Raw genomic sequence first — 17,136 nt, 5'->3', positions numbered from 1 at the left:
AGACCGCTCTAGGGTGTCGACGTGAAGGTCACCGTCATCGGCGCCGGCTCGACGTACACCCCCGAGCTGGTCTCCGGGCTCGCCGCCCAACGCTCGCGTCTCGCCGTCGACGAGCTCGTGCTCATGGACGTCGACGCCGAGCGGCTCGAGGTCGTGGGCGGCTTCGCGCAGCGGATGCTGGCCCACCAGGGCCTCACGACCGACGTCCGGCTCACCACCGACCGCACCGACGCGGTGCGTGACGCCGATGCCGTGCTGGTGCAGCTGCGCGTCGGCGGGCAGGCGGCGCGGCTGGCCGACGAGACGTTCCCACTGGAGTGCGGCTGCGTGGGCCAGGAGACCACCGGCGCGGGCGGTCTCGCGAAGGCGCTGCGCACCGTGCCCGTCGTGCTCGACATCGCCGACGCGGTACGGCGGATCGCCAAGCCGGACGCGTGGTTCATCGACTTCACCAATCCGGTCGGCATCGTGACGAGGGCGCTGCTCGACGCCGGGCACCGCGCGATCGGGCTGTGCAACGTCGCGATCGGCGTACAGCGCCGGGTCGCGCGGATCCTCGAGGTCGACCCCGCTCGCGTCGAGGTCGACCCGGTGGGCCTCAACCACTTCTCGTGGACGCGTCGGGTGTTCCTCGACGGCGAGGACGTGCTGCCCCGACTGATCGACGAGCGCTTCGCTCAGCTGCAGGAGTTCTCGCCGTTCCCCGAGCACCTCGTGCGGCTGCTGGGCGCGCTGCCGTCGTACTACCTGCGCTACTACTACGAGCACGACATCGCGGTCGCCGAGCAGCGCCACGAGAGGCCGCGCGCGGCGGTCGTCGCCGACCTCGAGGCCGAGCTGCTCGAGCTCTACCGCTCCCCCGAGCTCGTCGAGAAGCCCGCGCAGCTCGAGGGCCGCGGCGGCGCCTTCTACAGCGAGGCGGCCGTCGACCTGCTGGCGTCGCTCCACGCGGACGAGCCGACCCCGCACGTGGTCAACGTGCGCAACGACGGGCTGATCCCCGGGCTGGCCGACGACGACGTCATCGAGACGCGCTGCCTGGTGAGCCGCAAGGGCGTCGAGCCGCTGCCGCAGCCCGAGGTGCCGCCGGTGCTGCTCGGCGCGATCCAGCACGTGAGCGCCTACGAGCGGATCGCCGCGCAGGCCGCGATCTCGGGCGACGAGGACGACGTACGCCGGGCGCTGCTGGCGCACCCGCTGGTCGGCCAGTGGGACAAGGTCGAGCGGCTCCTCCCCGGTCTGTCGCGATGACGGGCGAGGTCCTCGGCGTCGACGTCGGCAACTCCAAGACCCACGTCGCGGTCGTCGACCGGGCCGGCGTCGTGGTCGGCGCCGCCGCCGGGACCGGCTGGGTGTCCGGCGATCTGACCTTCGACACCGCCGCCGACCACGTGCTCGACCTCGTCGAGCTCGCGTGCGGACGACGTACCGGGTTCGACGCCGCGGCCATCGCGATGGCCGGCCTCGACCTGCCGGAGCAGGAGCGGGACATGGCCGACCGCTTCGCGGCGGTCGCGGTGGCGCCCGAGATGTCGGTCGTCAACGACACCTTCGCCCTGCTCCGCGCGGGGTCGCCGACCGGCGAGGGCATCGCGGTCGTCTCCGGCGCGGGCATCAACTGCGTCGGCGCGCACGGCGACCGGGTCGCCCGCTTCCACTCCCTCGGCCGGCTCAGCGGCGACTGGGGCGGCGGCTTCGACGTGGGCGCCGAGGGGCTGGCCGTCGCCTGCCGGGCCGAGGACGGCCGCGGCGCCGCCACCGTGCTGGAGCGGCTGGTGCCCCGCCACTTCGGCCTCGACCGGCCGCTCCAGGTGAGCGAGGCCGTGCTGGCCGGCACGCTCCGCCAGGACCGCCTGCTGGAGCTCTCCCCGGTCGTCTTCTCCGCCGCCACCGACGGCGACGCCGCCGCCCGGTCGATCGTCGAGCGCCAGGCCGCCGAGGTCGTCGCGTTCGCGACCACCGCCGTACGCCGTCTGGCCTGGGACTCGGGCCCCGTGCCCGTCGTGCTCGGCGGCGGGCTGCTCCAGTCGCGCAACCCGGTGCTCCTCGACGCGATCACCGCCGCGCTCGACGACCGGTTCGAGGTCATCGTCAGCACCGAGCCGCCCGTCGTCGGGTCGGTCCTGATGGCGTTCGACCTGCTCGGCTCCTCCGCGCCGTCCGTCGCCGACCTCGGCGCCCGACTCCTGCCGCTGCTGCGCCCGGCCCCGCGACCGTGACGCTCGGCTGATCGCCTCCCCCGCCGTCCGGCTCCGGGTACGCCGTCCTCTACATTCGGAGATCGTGAGTGCCCAGGCCCCTTCCGCCGTCATCCTGATCCGCGCGGAGCGATTCGTCCCGAACCCCGCAACGGCTGCCGACAACGCGTTCCAGCGCGACATCCCGCCCGGCCAGTCCGACGACGCGACGTCGGCGAAGGCGCTGGCGGAGATGGACGCACTGGCCCAGGCCCTGCGGGACGCCGGCGTGAGGGTGCACGTCTTCGAGGACGAGGACCACACCCGCCCGGACAGCGTCTTCCCGAACAACTGGCTGTCCACCCACGCGGGCGGCTACGTCGCCGTCTACCCGATGTACGCGTCGAACCGCCGCCACGAGCGCCGCGCCGACGTGCTGGAGATGCTGAAGTCGGCGTACCGGTGCCAGACGATCATCGACTACTCCGGGCTCGAGCCCGACGGCATCTTCCTCGAGGGCACCGGCGCCATGGTGCTCGACCACGTGTCGCGGGTGGCCTACATGGCGGTCAGCCACCGGGGCGACACGCACGTCCTGGAGCGCTTCTGCAGCGACTTCAACTACGAGCCGATGGCCTTCGAGGCGGTGGACTCCGACGGCGTGCCCGTCTACCACACCAACGTCATCGCCTGCGTCGGCACCGACGTCGCGATGATCGCGCTGGAGATGATCGCGGACGAGCAGCGCCGCGAGCAGGTCCGCGAGAGGCTCGCCGTCAACGGACGCACGGTGGTCCCGCTGACCGAGCAGCAGATCCGCGAGTTCGCCGGCAACGCCGTGGAGCTCTGCGGTCGGACGCCGGAGGGCAAGCGTCGCTACATCATGGCGATGTCGGGGCGCGCTCGGCGCAGTCTCCGGCCCGACCAGATCGCGGCGATCGAGGAGTCCTGCGAGATCGTCTCCGTCGACATCCCCACGATCGAGCTGGCCGGCGGATCGGTCCGCTGCATGATCGCCGGGGTCCACCTCGACCGGCGACCGGTCGCCGCCGAGCCCGAGCTCACCGAGGCGGTGGAGGCGATCAACGAGGAGCACCCGACCACCACCGACGGGCAGGACGTGGCCATGGCCGAGGTCGGCGCCTGATCCAGGCCGGACGCTGCCGGCCGGTAGGGTGAAGCGGTGCCCGACGACACCGCGGGCCGGCGCGTCTCGCTGGCCATGATCGTGCGCGACGAGGCCCGGTCGATCACGCGCTGCCTCGACAGCGTGCGCGACCTCGTCGACGAGATGGTGGTGGTCGACACCGGGTCGGTCGACAACACGCCCGAGCTGGCCGCGGCCGCCGGGGCGCGGGTGCACCACTTCACCTGGGTCGACGACTTCGCCGCCGCCCGCAACGCTGCGCTCGACCTGTGCGACGGCGAGTGGCGGCTCGTCCTCGACGCCGACGAGTGGGTGGTGGCGGGGGCCGAGACCCTCGCCGGGCTGCGCCTCGCCGAGCCCACCTTCGCCGGCATGGTCCGGGTGGAGAGCCCCACCGACGCGGGCACGACGGAGCAGTCCTGGCAGGAGCGGCTGCTGCCGGCCGACGTGCGGTACACCGGCCGCGTCCACGAGCAGCCCGTCCACGACCTCCCCCGCCGCCGGCTCGACCTCCGGTTGGCGCATGACGGCTACCTCGGCGTCCAGCTCGAGCGCAAGGCCGGCCGCAACCGGCTGCTCCTCGAGAAGGCCCTGTCCGAGACCCCGGACGACGCCTACCTGCACTACCAGCTCGGCAAGGACCACGAGGCCGCGGGGCAGTTCGGCGCCGCCTGCGCGTCGTACGCCGAGGCGTACGCGCTCAACGGGCCCACCGGCCCCCGGACCCCGGCCTGGCAGCACGCGCTCGTGACGCGCTACGTCTACTGCCTCGGCGAGGACGGGCGCACCGAGGAGGCCATCGACATCGCCGACGCCGAGCTGCCCCACTGGCAGAACTCGGCGGACTTCTGGTTCGGCCTCGGCAACCTGCTGCTCAAGCACGCGCTCGCGAACCCGGCGGCCGCCGAGGGCCTGCTGCCGCTCATCGAGTCGTCCTGGCAGCGCTGCCTCGAGCTCGGCGACAACCTGCACCTGCCGGGGTCGGTGGTCGGCCGCGGCAGCCACCTGGCCGCCCGCAACCTGGTCGTGTTCTACGAGTCCCAGGGCCGCGGCGCCGAAGCGGACCGCTATCGCGCGCTGGCCGAGCCGCCGGCCTGAGCCCGCTGGGTCACAGCCGCTGCGAGCCGAGGCCCGCGGTCGCGCCGGCGGCCCGTCGCGCGCTCTCGAGGATGTCCCGCTGCTGCATCCGCGCGGCCATCATCAGGTCGCGTGCGTGGACGACGGCCTCCTCCACGAGCTGGTCGGCGACCAGCTGCGCATGGTTGAAGAGCGCCGCCGCCCGCGGGGTGATCTCCGTGGGTCCCGCGTCGAGCTCCAGCCGGAGGATGCGGTTCTGGTTGCGGAGATCCTCGATCTCGGCCCGCAGCCGGGCCGTCTCCGCGTCGGCCGCCTCGATCTGGCCGGCGAGCAGCTCGAGGAAGTCGCGGACCTCCTCCTCGTCCAGGCCGCGCATGCGGTGGCTGAACACCTCGCTGCGAATGCTGTCCGGCGCCTGGCGTGCGATCTGGTCGTGCTGCGTCACGTCGCGTCACCGCCCCGGCGTGCAGCTGGCACCGACCGACACCACGTCGGGCTCCGTGGCCGCCAGCGCGACACGGATCCTCTCGAGGAGGGCCGGCGCGACCCGCAGCTCGACCATGGCCTGGACGAGATGGGCGACCACCTTGAGGTGGTCGCCTCGGGCGATGCCCAGGCCGGCGTGCGCCGCCCGGAGGTCCGGGCCGTCGTACGCAGCGGGGCCGCCGAGCACCTGCGTGATCAGCTGTGCCTGATGGCGCCGGAGCCGGGCCATGTCCGTCCTGTCGAAGAACTCGACGAGCGTCTGATCGGTCAGGATCAGCTCGTGGAAACGGTCCACCACGGCCGTGACGGCCGGCCCTCCACCGATCCGCTCGTAGTCGGAACTGCGGTCGCGCAGCACCTCTCCCATGGTTCCCTCCCAAGAATCCAACCCCGAACCACGGGCAGTCTTCCTACCAATCCCGGAGGTGTTCTGACAAGAGGCACTGCCAGTATTGGGGAGGGATCAGCGCACGAGGCAGGGGCGCTTGGGGTCGAACACCCAGTCCGCCACGAGGTAGCGCATCGCGACCGCGTCGTCGCGCGACCCCAGGCCGTGCTCGAGGTAGAGCTCGTGGGCCGCGCCCACCTTGTCCCGGTCGAGGCGCACGCCGAGGCCGGGAGCGGTCGGCACCGCGATGGCGCCGTCGCGGATCTGGAGCGGGTTCTCGGAGAGCTCCTGCCCGTCCTGCCAGATCCAGTGGGTGTCGAGCGCGGTGATCTCGCCGGGCGCCGCGGCGCCGACGTGGGTGAACATCGCGAGCGAGACGTCGAAGTGGTTGTTGGAGTGCGATCCCCAGGTCAGCCCGAAGTCGTGGCAGAGCTGGGCGACCCGCACCGAACCCGCCATCGTCCAGAAGTGCGGGTCGGCGAGCGGGATGTCGACGGCGTTGGTGCGTACGGCGCTCGCCATCTGGCGCCAGTCGGTGGCGATCATGTTGGTCGCGGTGCGCAGCCCGGTCGCGCGCTTGAACTCGGCCATCACCTCGCGGCCGGAGAAGCCACCCTCGGCGCCGCAGGGGTCCTCGGCGTACGCCAGCACGTCGTCCTTGCCGTTGAGCAGGCGTACGGCGTCGGCGAGGAGCCAGCCACCGTTGGGGTCGAGGGTGATCCGGGCCTCGGGGAAGCGCTCGTGCAGCGCGGTGACCGCGGCCACCTCCTCCTCGCCGGCGAGCACGCCGCCCTTGAGCTTGAAGTCGACGAAGCCGTAGCGCTGCTGCGCGGCCTCGGCGAGCCGGACCACCGCCTCCGGGGTGAGCGCCTCCTCGCGGCGTACCCGCTCCCAGTCGTCGGCGCCGTCCGGCTCGCGCAGGTAGGGCAGGTCGGTCGAGTCGGGGTCGCCGAGGTAGAAGAGGTAGCCGAGCATCGGGACGCTCGTGCGCTGCTGGCCGTCGCCGAGCAGCTCGGCGACGGGCACGCCGAGCTCCTGGCCGGACAGGTCGAGCAGCGCCGACTCGAGGGCGGTGACCGCGTGGATCGTCGTCCGCAGGTCGAAGGTCTGGAGCCCGCGCCCGCCGGCGTCGCGGTCGGCGAACCGCGCGGCGACGTCGCGCAGGAGAGAACGGTGGCGCGCGACGGGCTGGCCGACCAGCAGGGCGGCCGCGTCGGCGATCGTGGCGCGGATGGCCTCCCCGCCGGGCACCTCGCCGACGCCCTCGCGGCCCTCGGAGTCGGTGACGATGGCGATGTTGCGGGTGAAGTACGGCGCGTGCGCACCGCTGAGGTTGAGCAGCATCGAGTCGTGGCCCGCCACGGGCACGACCTCGACCTGGGCGATCGTGGTCGTCACGGCAGTCGCAGCTCTCCGTCGATCCGGCGGGCGAGGCCCCACGGGTTGTCGTCGCGCACCGGCTCGGGCAGCACGTCCGCCGGCACGTCCTGGTAGGCGACGGGCCGCTGGAACCGCTCGATCGCCAGGCTGCCGACCGAGGTGCCGCGGGGGTCGGAGGTCGCCGGGAACGGGCCGCCGTGGACCATCGCGTGGCCGACCTCGACGCCCGTCGGCCAGCCGTTGAAGAGGATCCGACCCGCCCTGAGCTCGAGCACCGGCAGCAGCGCCCGCGCCGCCTCGGTGTCGGCGGCGGTGGCGTGCACGGACGCCGTCAGCTGTCCCTCGAGCGTCTCCAGGTGCGGCAGCAGGTCGTCGACCGAGTCGAAGCGGACCACGACACCGGAGGCGCCGAAGACCTCGTCGGTCACGCCGGCCAGCGTCGGCGCCTCGACGACCTGGGGCGCCGGGGCGTGCTCGCCGCCGGCCGTGCCCTGGCCGACCACGCGGACGCCGGGGACCTCACCGAGCGCGGTCGTGCCCCGCTCGTACGCCGCGGCGATGCCCGGCGTCAGCATGGTGCCGCCGACTGCCTCGGCGACGGCGTCGCCCGCGGCACGCAGGAACGCGTCGCCCGCCTCCCCGGTGGGCAGGAAGAGCAGGCCGGGGTTGGTGCAGAACTGGCCGCTGCCCAGCGTCAGCGAGCCGACGTACGCCGACGCGAGCCCCGCGACGTCGCCGGCGAGCGCGCCGGGCAGCACCACGACCGGGTTGATCGAGGACATCTCGGCGTACACCGGGATCGGCTCGGGCCGCGCGGCGGCGGCGGCCACGAGCGCCAGGCCGCCGCCGCGGGAGCCGGTGAACCCGACGGCCCTGATCCGCGGGTCCTGGACGAGCTCCTGCCCGAGGTCGATGCCGCGCTGTCCATCGACCTCGAGCAGGAAGGAGAAGGTGCCCGGGTGCAGCCCGTGCTTCTCGACGGCCCGGGTGACGGCCTGGGCGACGAGGAAGCCGGTGCGGGGGTGGGCAGGGTGTCCCTTCACGACGACCGGGCAGCCGGCCGCGAGGGCCGAGGCGGTGTCGCCGCCGGCGGTCGAGAAGGCGAGCGGGAAGTTGCTGGCGCCGAAGACGGCGACCGGGCCGAGCGCGACCTGGCGCTGCCGGATGTCGGCGCGGGGCAGCGGCGCACGGTCGGGCAGCGCGGGGTCGATCCGGACGCCGAGGTGGTCGCCGCGGCGTACGACGCCGGCGAACATGCGCAGCTGCCCGGTGGTCCGCCCCACCTCGCCGGCGAGCCGGGGCTCGGGCAGGTGGCTCTCGGCGATCGCTGCCTCGACGATCGCGGCCCGGTCGGCCTCGATCTCGTCGGCGACCGCGTCGAGGAAGGCGCCGCGCTCCTCCGGGGTGGTCGCCCGGTAGGACGCGAACGCCGTGGCGGCGGCGACGGTCGCGGCGACGACGTCGGCGCCCTCGGACTCGGCGCCGGCGATGATCGAGCGGGGGTGCTCAGGCATGGGTTCCTCTCGGGCGTCAGGAGATGCGGGCGATCAGGTCGCGGAGCTCGGCGACCTCCTCGTCCCGCAGGTCGGTCAGGGGCGGCCGGACCGGGCCGGCGGGCCGACCGATGGCGGCGAGCCCGCCCTTGACGATCGAGACGGCGTACCCGGCGGTGCGGTCGCGGATGTCCAGGTAGGGGATCACGAACTCGTTCAGTCGACGGTAGACCTCGTCGCGGTCCTGGGCACGCACGGCGTCGTAGAACTCGATCGCCCAGCCCGGCAGGAAGTTGAAGAGGGCCGAGGAGTAGGTGCTGACGCCGAGCTGGAGCAGCGGGAGGGCGAAGGTCTCCGCGGTGGGCAGGCCGCCCACGTAGGTGAGGCGGTCGCCCACCCGGGCGTAGGTGCGGGTCATCTGCTCGATGCTGCCCACGCCGTCCTTGAAGCCGATCAGCGTCGGGTTGCGGTCGGCCAGGGTCGCGACCGAGACGTCGGTGAGCACGGCGTTGGCCCGGCTGTAGACCACGACGCCGAGGCCGGTCGCGTCGCAGACCCGGCTGACGTGCTCGACCAGGCCGGCCTGGCCCGCCTCGGTGAGGTACGGCGGCATCAGCAGCAGGCCGTCCGCCCCGGCCGCCGCGGCGGCCTGCGCCTGCGCGATCGCGTTGGCGGTGCCGCCGGTCGCGGGGGCCAGCACGGGCACGGTGCCGGCGACCTCGTCGACCGCGGCGCGGACCACGCGGTCGGTCTCGTCGAAGGTGAGCGAGAATCCCTCCCCGGTGCCCCCCGCGGCGAACAGCCCGGCGACCGGGTACTCGGCCAGCCAGGCGAGGTGCTTGCGGTAGCCGCCCTCGTCGAACTGGAGGTCCTCGGTGAAGTGCGTGACCGGGAACGAGAGCAGCCCGCTCTTCAGCTGGGCGGCCAGGTCGGTGGGGCTGTACTCGGTCACGTTCGAGTCCTTCGTCGTCGGTCGGAGTGGCGGTGATCACCACGCTAGGAACGTCCGACGATGCCTGTCCAAGCCCGAATTTGAATCCCGCGATACCCACCGGGCATGCACGGCGTACGCCGGCCGCGCCGGACTACCCGGCGACGTCCCCGATCACCCCGAGCACCCGGCGCATCACCGGGGTGACGGTGTCGCGGGCCCAGATGGCGTGCAGCTCGACCGGGCGCTCCGGGTCGGCGTCGAGGCGCGTGTCGCCGCCACCGTGGCTGAGCTCCTTGAGCACGACGCCCTCGACGTGCAGCGACGACGACGACGCCGGAGCGAGGGCGACCCCGCGCTCCGCCGCGACGAGCAGCATCGCCGTGAGCACCTGGTGCACCCGCTGGTCGATGCGCGGGTGCGCGTTCGCGAGGAACCGCGCGGTCAGCTCGTGGAAGTAGCGCGACTGCTGCGGGTGGTAGCCGATGACGGCCTCGCCCTCGAAGTCCTGCGGGGTCAGCGGGCGGTCCAGCCCGGCGAGCGGGTGGGCCTCGGGCACGACGGCCATCAGCGGCTCCCGCAGGACGACCCGCGAGGACAGGAACGACGTGTCGAACGGCGGCCGGGCGAGGCCGATGTCGAGCTCGCCCCGGCGGATGCCGTCGACCTGCGCGTTGGTGACGCGCTCCGACAGCCGCACCTCGACGTCCGGCAGCTCGGCGGTCAGCCGGCGCAGCAGGGGCCCCAGGACCGAGATCGCGGAGACGGCGGTGAACCCGAGCCGCACGATGCCCGCCACGCCGGCGTCGACCCGTCGGGCGAGGTCGCCGGCGCTGTCGACCAGGTTGAGCATGCGGTAGGCCTCGTCGAGGAACGCGGCGCCGGCGCCGGTCAGCACGACGCGACGGTTGTCGCGCTCGAGCAGCTGGGCGCCGATCGACTTCTCCAGCTTCTGGATCTGCCGCGACAGCGGCGGCTGGGTCATCCGCAGCCGCTCGGCCGCGCGGCCGAAGTGGAGCTCCTCCGCGACCGCCACGAAGGACCGGACCTGGTCGAGCGTGATCACCCGGCCAGCGTAGTTGACGATGCACGAGATGGATCACTCCATGCCGAAACGGGCTTGGACGGGCATCGAAGTGGCTACCTAGTGTCGGTGGTCACACAGCGCCGGGCAGTGCCCGGCGGACCGACCAAGGAGTCAACGATGCGCAAGCACACCACCTGCCTTGCCGCCGTGATCGGAGCGGCGACCCTGGCCCTCACCGCCTGCGGCGGCGTCGAGACCTCGACCGGCAGTGGCGACGGAGGCGACGACTACCCGAACGGCACCGTCGAGATGTACGTCGGCGCGTCCGCCGGCGGCTCGAGCGACCTGATCAGCCGTGCGGTCTCCAAGGGGCTCTCCGACGAGCTCGGCACGTCGTTCCCGGTGATCAACGCGGAGGGCGCCAACGGCGCGCTGGCCGCCGACGAGATCGCCAAGGCCGAGGCGGACGGCTCGAAGATCGCCATCCAGAACGCCTCGCTCTTCGCGATCACGCCGCTCGCGGTGGGCGAGGACGAGGTCACCAGCATCGACGAGTTCGACGTCGTGCAGGGCGTCTCGCGCGACGACTACGTCATGGTCACCAACCCCGACGGCGGGTACGCCGACCTCGACGCCCTCAAGGGTGCGACCAAGAAGGTCACCTACGGCACCACCGGCGTCGGCACCGGCTCCCAGCTCTCGTGCGCCCTGCTGCTCGGCAACGCCGGGGTCGAGGGCGAGGCCGTGCCGTTCGACGGCGGCGCCCCCGCGCTCACCGCTGTGCTCGGCGGCCAGGTGGACACCGCCTGCCTCCAGGTGGGCGAGGCGATCGAGAACATCGAGTCCGGCAAGCTGGTGCCTCTGACGGTCTTCGGGCCGGAGCGAGTCGAGTACCTGCCCGACGTGCCGACCGCCCAGGAGCAGGGCCTCGACGTCGAGGTCGCGCAGTACCGCTTCATGACGGTCCCGAAGGGCACCTCGGACGACGTGCAGGAGACCATCGCCGAGGCGATGCAGTCCACCTTCGAGACCGAGGAGTACCAGTCCTTCAACGAGCAGAACAGCCTGACGCCGATGGAGATCTCCGGCGACGAGCTGGTCGCCCAGCTCGAGAAGGACAAGCAGCGGTACGCCGACCTCGTCGAGCAGTACGACATCAACCTCGGCGAAGGCTGATCCCGCGCCGGGACCACACGGAGGACACATGACGATGAGCGACGAGCGCGCACCGCGGCCGGAGTCCGGAGAGCCGGACATCCTCGCCGAGCTCCGGGCCGAGGTGGCCCACGACCTCGCGGAGGATCGGCCGCCCGCAGGCGGACCTGCGTACCAGGTGGTCGGCGCGCTCGTCGCTCTCGCCATCGGCGTGATCGGGATGGTGCTCTCCTACGGGTACGGCCTCGGCTCGCTGCGCCGCCCCGAGGCGGGGATGTGGCCGTTCGTCATCAGCGTGGTCATCTGCGTGCTGTCGGCCGCGCTGCTGGTCGGTGGCCGCCAGCTCACCGACTCGGAGAAGTTCACCCGGGCGAGCGTGCTGCCTCTCGTCGGCGTCGTCACGTTCGCCGGGCTCGGGGTGCTGATGCCCGTCATCGGCTTCGAGATCCCCTCGCTGCTGCTGTGCGTGATCTGGCTGCGCTTCCTCGGCGGCGAGTCCTGGCGCAGCACCATCGCGGTCGCGATCTGCACCGTCGCCGCCTTCTACTTCCTGTTCCTCTACGGGCTGCGCATCCCGCTGCCCCACCTGTTCTGAGGGGGTGACCCGTGGACGTCAACGCCTTCACCGACGGCTTCGCCCTCGTCGCCGAGCCGCGCAACCTGCTCTACTGCCTGATCGGCGTGCTGGTCGGCATGCTGATCGGCGTGCTGCCGGGCCTCGGCCCGGCCGCGACGATCGCGATCCTGCTGCCGGTCGTCTACACGATCGACCCGGTCTCGGCGATCATCATGCTGGCCGGCATCTACTACGGCGCCCAGTACGGCGGCACGATCACCTCCGTCCTGCTGAGACTTCCGGGCGAGGCGTCATCGGTGGTGACGGTCTTCGACGGATTCGCGCTCGCCAAGCAGGGCAGGGCCGGAACCGCTCTCGGCATCGCGGCGATCGGATCCTTCATCGGCGCCACCGTCTCGATCGTCGCCATGACGCTGCTCGCCCCGGTCGTTGCGGAGTGGGCCCTGGACTTCGGGCCCCAGGAGTACGCCGCCCTCGCCCTGCTCGGCGTGCTGCTGGTCGCGACCATCGGCAGCGGCAACACCGTGAAGGCCCTGGTGGCCGCCGCGATCGGACTGCTGCTCGCCACCGTCGGCAGCGACAAGTTCACGGGTGCGGACCGGTTCACGTTCGGCAGCCTCCAGCTCGAGGGCGGCCTGGACTTCGTGGTCGTCGCGATGGGCCTCTTCGGCGTCGGCGAGATCCTCTACAACCTCGAGGAGCGGCACGGGAAGCCGCACGTGCCGGCGACCGTCTCGAACGTCTGGCCCTCGCGCAAGGACCTCAAGCAGTCCTCCGGCGCGATCGGCCGCGGCTCGGTGATCGGCTTCGTGCTCGGCGTGCTGCCCGGCGGCGGCGCCGTGATGGCCTCGCTCTCGGCGTACGCCGCGGAGAAGCGGATCTCCAAGCACCCCGAGCGGTTCGGGCGCGGTGCCGTCGAGGGTGTCGCCGCCCCGGAGACGGCGAACAACGCCGCGGCGACGTCGTCGTTCATCCCGCTGCTCACCCTGGGCATCCCGGCGAACGCGTCGATGGCGGTGCTCTTCGCCGCGCTCCTCGTGCTCGGCGTCTCCCCCGGGCCGCAGCTGGTCGAGGAGCGTCCCGACCTCTTCTGGGGCGTCATCAACTCGATGTACATCGGCAACCTGATCCTGCTCGCCCTGAGCATCCCGCTGGTCGGCATCTTCGTGCGGATCCTGCGGGTGCGGCCCGCGATCCTGGCGCCGATCACCGCCCTGATCACGATCCTGGGCGTCTACACGATCCGGAACTCCACCTTCGACATCTTCGTGATGATCGTCTTCGGCGTGATCGGCTACCTGATGAAGAAGACCGGGTTCGAGCCCGGACCGATGGTGCTCGCCTTCGTCCTCGGCGCGATCCTGGAGGACAGCGTCCGGCGGTCGCTGCTGATCCAGGACGGTGACCCGCTCGGCTTCGCCACCCGGCCGATCTCGGGAACCATCCTCGCCGTCTTCCTCCTCGTGGTCCTGTGGCCGGCGGCCAGGATGCTGCTCGGCCGGCGCACGTCCGCCGACACCACCGCCGATCGCGACCGCGACCACAGCCCCGTCTGACCGTCCTGAAAGGCACGACCATGACCATCGTGATCGGGTACGTCCCCACGCCCGTGGGCGAGGCCGCCCTCGCGGCCGGCCTCGCCGAGGCGGCCGCGCACGCGGACGACGTGGTGATCCTGAACAGCCCGCGCCGCGGCGCGACCGTGGACTCCGACCTGGTCGACGCCGCCGCCGTCGCCGCCCTGGTCGAGCGCGCCGCGGCCGCCGGTGTCACCGCCCGCGTCGACCACGCGGACCACGGTCCCGACGTCGTCGAGACGTTCGAGGCGGTCGTCCGGGAGACCGGCGCGCGCATGATCGTGATCGGGCTGCGCCGGCGTACGCCCGTCGGGAAGCTCGTGATGGGCAGCAGCGCGCAGCGGATCCTGCTCGAGGCCAGCGTGCCGGTGCTCGCCGTCAAGCCGTCCGCATGAGCCGGTCCCGGATCAGCCGGGTCGCCGTCACCCCGGTCGCCTTCGCCGACCCCCCGCTGCTCAACGTCGTCGGGGTCCACCAGCCCTGGGCGCTGCGGGCCGTCGTGGAGCTGCACACCGACTCCGGCCTGCTCGGGCTGGGCGAGACGTACGCCGACGAGACGCACCTCGCGCGACTCGAGGCGGTCGCGGCCGCGCTGCCCGGCCACGACCCCTACGACCTCAACGGCCTGCGCCGCCTGGTCACCGACGTGCTGGGGCGCGAGACCGGCGGAGCGGGCGCGTCGTTCGGCGGCATGCTCGACGTGTCGTCCGCGGTCGACACCGTCTTCTCCCCCTTCGAGGTGGCCTGCCTCGACATCGCGGGCCGCGAGGCCGGACGCCCGGTCAGCGACCTGCTCGGCGGTGCGGTGCGCGACCGGGTGCCGTTCAGCGGCTACCTCTTCTACAAGTGGGCCGGGCATCCGGGACTGCCCGACGACGACTGGGGCGAGGCGCTCGACCCGGACGGCGTCGTGGCGCAGGCGAAGCGCATGATCGAGGGCTGGGGATTCGGCTCGCTCAAGCTCAAGGGCGGCGTCTTCCACCCCGACGACGAGTGCGCGGCCGTCGAGGCCCTGGCCGAGGCCTTCCCCGGCGTACCCCTGCGGCTGGACCCGAACGGCGCCTGGACGCCGGAGACGTCGGTGGGCGTGGCGGCGCGGCTGGCCGACGTCGTCGAGTACCTCGAGGATCCGACGCCCGGCATCGAGAACATGGCGTACGTCGCCGCCCGCACCGACGTCCCGCTCGCAACGAACATGTGCGTGATCGCCTTCGAGCACCTGAAGCCGGCCGTCGCCGCCGACGCCGTCCAGATCGTGCTCTCCGACCACCACCTGTGGGGCGGGCTGCGCCGCTCGGCGCTGCTCGGCGGGATCACCGAGACGTTCGGCATGGGCCTGTCGATGCACAGCAACTCGCACCTCGGGATCTCCCTGGCGGCGATGGTGCAGCTCGCCGCCGCGACCCCGAACCTCACCTACGCCTGCGACACCCACTACCCCTGGAAGACCCAGGACGTCATCGTCGACGGCGTCCTGTCCTTCTCCGAGGGATCGGTCGCCGTCCCCACCTCCCCCGGGCTCGGCGTGGAGCTGGACCGCGAGCAGCTCGGCGTCCTGCACGAGCAGTACCTCACCTGCGGCGTCCGGCGCCGCGAGGACACGGTCTACATGCGGTCGATCGACCCGTCGTTCACTCCCAACACCGCGCGCTGGTAGTACGCCGGGCGCCCCGTTGCGTGCGGTCCCCGGAGACGCGACGCTGGGTCCCGTGCCTCGCCTCGCCCACGCATGCGCAGTCGGGGTCGGCGCCCTGCTGCTGCTGGTCGGCACCGTCGCGGGGATAGTGAACCGCGAGGTGATGGACACCGATCGCTTCGTCGCCCACGCCGACGCGGTGCGCAGCGACCCGGACGTAGCCCGGGAGATCGGGGCGCTGCTCGCGGCCCGGCTGATCGAGCAGGAGCCCGACCTGGTGGCGATCCGGCCGCTCGTCGAGACGATCGCCACCGGCCTGGTCGGCAGCTCCGCGCTCGGGGCGCCGGTCCGCGTCGGGGTCGCACCGCTGCACGAGGCTCTCGTCGACGGCGACGACGACCCGGTCGTGCTGCGGCTCGCGGACCTCGCGGCCGTGCTGGTCGCGGCCGTCGCCGTCGTCGCCCCCGACGTGGTGGTGGGCGTGCCACCGGACCTCGACGTCCGGCTCTCCGAGCTCGGTGGCGGCGGCTACGACGCCGGCACGGTCGGCCTGGCCCATCACGTGGGCGTGCTCGCCTGGCTGTGCCCCCTCCTCGGCCTCGCGCTGCTCGCGGCCGCGGGTGCGCTCGCCCATCCGACGCAGCGCGTTCGAGGGGCGCTGCTCGACCTCGGGCGCGGAGCGCTGGGCACCGGCACCGCGCTGGCCCTGCTGCTCCTCACGGTCGGTGTCGCGGTCGCCCGCGACGACCGCGACACCCTCGCCGACGCACTCCGCCGCGCGGTGTGGGCCGAGCTCTCGGGGACGTTCTGGGTCGCAGCCGCGCTGGCCGCGGCGGGCGGGGCCGCCGTTGTGCTGGCGGTGGGCTCCGTCTCCGCACGCCTCCGGGCGCTGCTGGGCGCCGTGGTGATGGGCGTGGCCGGTCTGGCGCTGCTGCTCGACCCGGCGGCCGTCGCGGCGGCGTTCGCCGTGCTGGCGGGCGTCGGTCTCGTCGCCGCGGCGGTCGTGATCGTGGTGGTCCGGGTGCTGGACACCTCCGCGATCCTGGTCGGCGCCACAGTGGCCGCGGCCGTGCTGGTCGCGGGGCTCGCCGTCGGCGCCGCGCCGGCCGACGACCGGCCGACCCCCGCGGCGGCGGACGGCACCGCGTGCAACGGCGAGGTGGAGCTGTGCAGCCGTGCGTACGACGAGGTCGCCTACCCCGCCACGCACAACTCGATGTCCGCCGCGAGCGAGCCGGGCTGGTTCTTCCCGGAGCAGCCCGACGGCATCGTCGACCAGCTCGACCACGGCATCCGGGTGCTGCTGATCGACAGCTGGTACGGACGGGAGACCGACCGGTCCGGCGTCGTGGCGACCGCCAGGGTCAACCGCGACGAGGCCATCGCCGAGGCCACGCTCGCGTTCGGGGCTCCCGCGGTCGAGAGCGCCCTCCGGCTGCAGGCCGCCGCCGGGCTGACCCCGCACGGGCCGGTGCGGACCTACCTCTGCCACGGGATGTGCGAGCTCGGCGCGACCCGCTGGATCGAAAGCCTCCGCGGGGTCCGGGCCTGGCTCGACGCGCACCCGCGCGAGGTCGTGACCGTGTTCGTGCAGGACCAGGTGACGCCGGAGGACACCGCCCAGGAGTTCGCGACCGCGGGACTCCTCCCGTACGTCGCCGTGCCGCCGGGCGACGGGGACTGGCCGACCCTCGGGCAGATGATCGAGTCGGGCCGTCGGCTGGTCGTGCTGATGGAGGACCACGGCGGCGGCGCGGCGTACCCCTGGCTGGGCGAGGGCTTCGACCTGGCCCAGGACACGCCCTTCCTGTTCCGGACGCCGGATGCGCTGATCGACGACCCCGACCGCTGCGCGCCCAACCGCGGGCTGCCGGACGCGCCCCTCTTCCTGGTCAACCACTGGGTCACCAACAAGACGGCCGAGGTCACCAACGCGACCCGCGTCAACGCGCGCGCCGTCCTGCAGGCACGCGTCGAGGAGTGCGAGGCCCAGCGCGGCCAGCTCCCGAACTTCGTCGCCGTCGACTTCTACGACCGCGGCGACCTGTTCGACGTGGTCGCGGAGCTCAACGACCGCTGAGCCCG

16 protein-coding genes are annotated in these 17,136 nt (G+C 73.0%); 10 read left to right on the top strand and 6 right to left on the bottom strand.

Going from position 1 to position 17,136, the window contains the following annotated elements; genetic code table 11:
* Nucleotides 1–21 precede the first annotated feature (21 nt).
* The 4 genes from ACFQQI_RS00430 to ACFQQI_RS00415 all read left to right on the top strand — a co-directional run bounded on the left by ACFQQI_RS00430 (nucleotide 22) and on the right by ACFQQI_RS00415 (nucleotide 4,422).
* Complete coding sequence (locus ACFQQI_RS00430; RefSeq protein WP_378556248.1) at nucleotides 22–1,251, top strand: 6-phospho-beta-glucosidase; 1,230 nt, start codon at nucleotides 22–24, stop codon at nucleotides 1,249–1,251.
* Nucleotides 1,248–2,219, top strand: coding sequence for an N-acetylglucosamine kinase (locus ACFQQI_RS00425; RefSeq protein ID WP_378556245.1), 972 nt, complete (start codon nucleotides 1,248–1,250; stop codon nucleotides 2,217–2,219). Before ACFQQI_RS00430 ends, ACFQQI_RS00425 begins: the two co-directional genes overlap by 4 nt.
* Before the next feature lie 64 nt (nucleotides 2,220–2,283).
* Nucleotides 2,284–3,324 carry a citrulline utilization hydrolase CtlX gene (ctlX, locus tag ACFQQI_RS00420; protein ID WP_378556242.1) on the top strand — a complete coding sequence of 347 codons (1,041 nt, stop codon included), beginning with the start codon at nucleotides 2,284–2,286 and terminating at the stop codon, nucleotides 3,322–3,324.
* Nucleotides 3,325–3,360: 36 nt separating this feature from the next.
* Complete coding sequence (locus tag ACFQQI_RS00415) at nucleotides 3,361–4,422, top strand: glycosyltransferase (protein ID WP_378556239.1); 1,062 nt, start codon at nucleotides 3,361–3,363, stop codon at nucleotides 4,420–4,422.
* Between the two features lie 10 nt (nucleotides 4,423–4,432).
* On the opposite strand, the gene ACFQQI_RS00410 is transcribed toward ACFQQI_RS00415, so the two are convergent.
* The 6 genes from ACFQQI_RS00410 to ACFQQI_RS00385 form a co-directional block, all read right to left on the bottom strand.
* A complete protein-coding gene (locus tag ACFQQI_RS00410) occupies nucleotides 4,433–4,846 on the bottom strand; it encodes a DivIVA domain-containing protein (RefSeq protein WP_378556236.1) in 414 nt (137 codons plus the stop codon).
* Nucleotides 4,847–4,852: 6 nt separating this feature from the next.
* Nucleotides 4,853–5,254 (bottom strand): group 1 truncated hemoglobin, encoded by a 402-nt coding sequence (locus ACFQQI_RS00405; protein WP_378556234.1) that lies wholly within the window; start codon nucleotides 5,252–5,254, stop codon nucleotides 4,853–4,855.
* A gap of 96 nt (nucleotides 5,255–5,350) precedes the next feature.
* Complete coding sequence (locus tag ACFQQI_RS00400; RefSeq protein WP_378556231.1) at nucleotides 5,351–6,673, bottom strand: enolase C-terminal domain-like protein; 1,323 nt, start codon at nucleotides 6,671–6,673, stop codon at nucleotides 5,351–5,353.
* Nucleotides 6,670–8,169 (bottom strand): aldehyde dehydrogenase (NADP(+)), encoded by a 1,500-nt coding sequence (locus ACFQQI_RS00395; protein WP_378556229.1) that lies wholly within the window; start codon nucleotides 8,167–8,169, stop codon nucleotides 6,670–6,672. Before ACFQQI_RS00395 ends, ACFQQI_RS00400 begins: the two co-directional genes overlap by 4 nt.
* A gap of 16 nt (nucleotides 8,170–8,185) precedes the next feature.
* Nucleotides 8,186–9,100: a 5-dehydro-4-deoxyglucarate dehydratase gene (kdgD, locus tag ACFQQI_RS00390; RefSeq protein ID WP_378556227.1), complete on the bottom strand. Its 915-nt coding sequence runs from the start codon at nucleotides 9,098–9,100 to the stop codon at nucleotides 8,186–8,188.
* 133 nt (nucleotides 9,101–9,233) lie between these two features.
* Entirely contained in the window at nucleotides 9,234–10,145 is a 912-nt protein-coding gene (locus ACFQQI_RS00385) for a LysR substrate-binding domain-containing protein (RefSeq protein WP_378556225.1), read from the bottom strand.
* Between the two features lie 138 nt (nucleotides 10,146–10,283).
* On the opposite strand from ACFQQI_RS00385, the gene ACFQQI_RS00380 reads away from it, so the two are divergent.
* From ACFQQI_RS00380 to ACFQQI_RS00355, 6 genes are read left to right on the top strand one after another with little or no spacing between them, the layout of a single operon-like run.
* Nucleotides 10,284–11,282, top strand: a complete 999-nt coding sequence (locus ACFQQI_RS00380) for a Bug family tripartite tricarboxylate transporter substrate binding protein (protein WP_378556222.1) — start codon at nucleotides 10,284–10,286, stop codon at nucleotides 11,280–11,282.
* 34 nt (nucleotides 11,283–11,316) lie between these two features.
* Nucleotides 11,317–11,856: a tripartite tricarboxylate transporter TctB family protein gene (locus ACFQQI_RS00375; RefSeq protein WP_378556219.1), complete on the top strand. Its 540-nt coding sequence runs from the start codon at nucleotides 11,317–11,319 to the stop codon at nucleotides 11,854–11,856.
* An 11-nt stretch (nucleotides 11,857–11,867) separates the two neighbouring features.
* A complete protein-coding gene (locus ACFQQI_RS00370; protein WP_378556216.1) occupies nucleotides 11,868–13,394 on the top strand; it encodes a tripartite tricarboxylate transporter permease in 1,527 nt (508 codons plus the stop codon).
* Between the two features lie 20 nt (nucleotides 13,395–13,414).
* Nucleotides 13,415–13,810, top strand: a complete 396-nt coding sequence (locus ACFQQI_RS00365) for a universal stress protein (RefSeq protein WP_378556213.1) — start codon at nucleotides 13,415–13,417, stop codon at nucleotides 13,808–13,810.
* Nucleotides 13,807–15,072, top strand: coding sequence for a glucarate dehydratase family protein (locus ACFQQI_RS00360; RefSeq protein ID WP_378556210.1), 1,266 nt, complete (start codon nucleotides 13,807–13,809; stop codon nucleotides 15,070–15,072). Before ACFQQI_RS00365 ends, ACFQQI_RS00360 begins: the two co-directional genes overlap by 4 nt.
* 52 nt (nucleotides 15,073–15,124) lie before the next feature.
* On the top strand, nucleotides 15,125–17,131 hold the full coding sequence (locus ACFQQI_RS00355) for a hypothetical protein (RefSeq protein WP_378556207.1): 2,007 nt from the start codon (nucleotides 15,125–15,127) through the stop codon (nucleotides 17,129–17,131).
* The last annotated feature ends 5 nt before the right edge of the window (nucleotides 17,132–17,136 follow it).

The sequence above is a fragment of the Nocardioides sp. GCM10030259 genome (assembly GCF_042666375.1).
Classification (GTDB): domain Bacteria; phylum Actinomycetota; class Actinomycetes; order Propionibacteriales; family Nocardioidaceae; genus Nocardioides.
Note: the sequence above shows the minus strand (reverse complement) of the source record. Positions and strands in the feature narration are given on the sequence as shown.

Bases quoted from the DNA above. Each gene is read 5' to 3' on its own strand.
- ACFQQI_RS00405 (WP_378556234.1), bottom strand. From the start codon at position 5,254: ATGGGAGAGGTGCTGCGCGACCGCAGTTCCGACTACGAGCGGATCGGT.
- ACFQQI_RS00365 (WP_378556213.1), top strand. From the start codon at position 13,415: ATGACCATCGTGATCGGGTACGTCCCCACGCCCGTGGGCGAGGCCGCC.
- ACFQQI_RS00425 (WP_378556245.1), top strand. From the start codon at position 1,248: ATGACGGGCGAGGTCCTCGGCGTCGACGTCGGCAACTCCAAGACCCAC.
- ACFQQI_RS00380 (WP_378556222.1), top strand. From the start codon at position 10,284: ATGCGCAAGCACACCACCTGCCTTGCCGCCGTGATCGGAGCGGCGACC.
- ACFQQI_RS00375 (WP_378556219.1), top strand. From the start codon at position 11,317: ATGAGCGACGAGCGCGCACCGCGGCCGGAGTCCGGAGAGCCGGACATC.
- ACFQQI_RS00395 (WP_378556229.1), bottom strand. From the start codon at position 8,169: ATGCCTGAGCACCCCCGCTCGATCATCGCCGGCGCCGAGTCCGAGGGC.
- ACFQQI_RS00360 (WP_378556210.1), top strand. From the start codon at position 13,807: ATGAGCCGGTCCCGGATCAGCCGGGTCGCCGTCACCCCGGTCGCCTTC.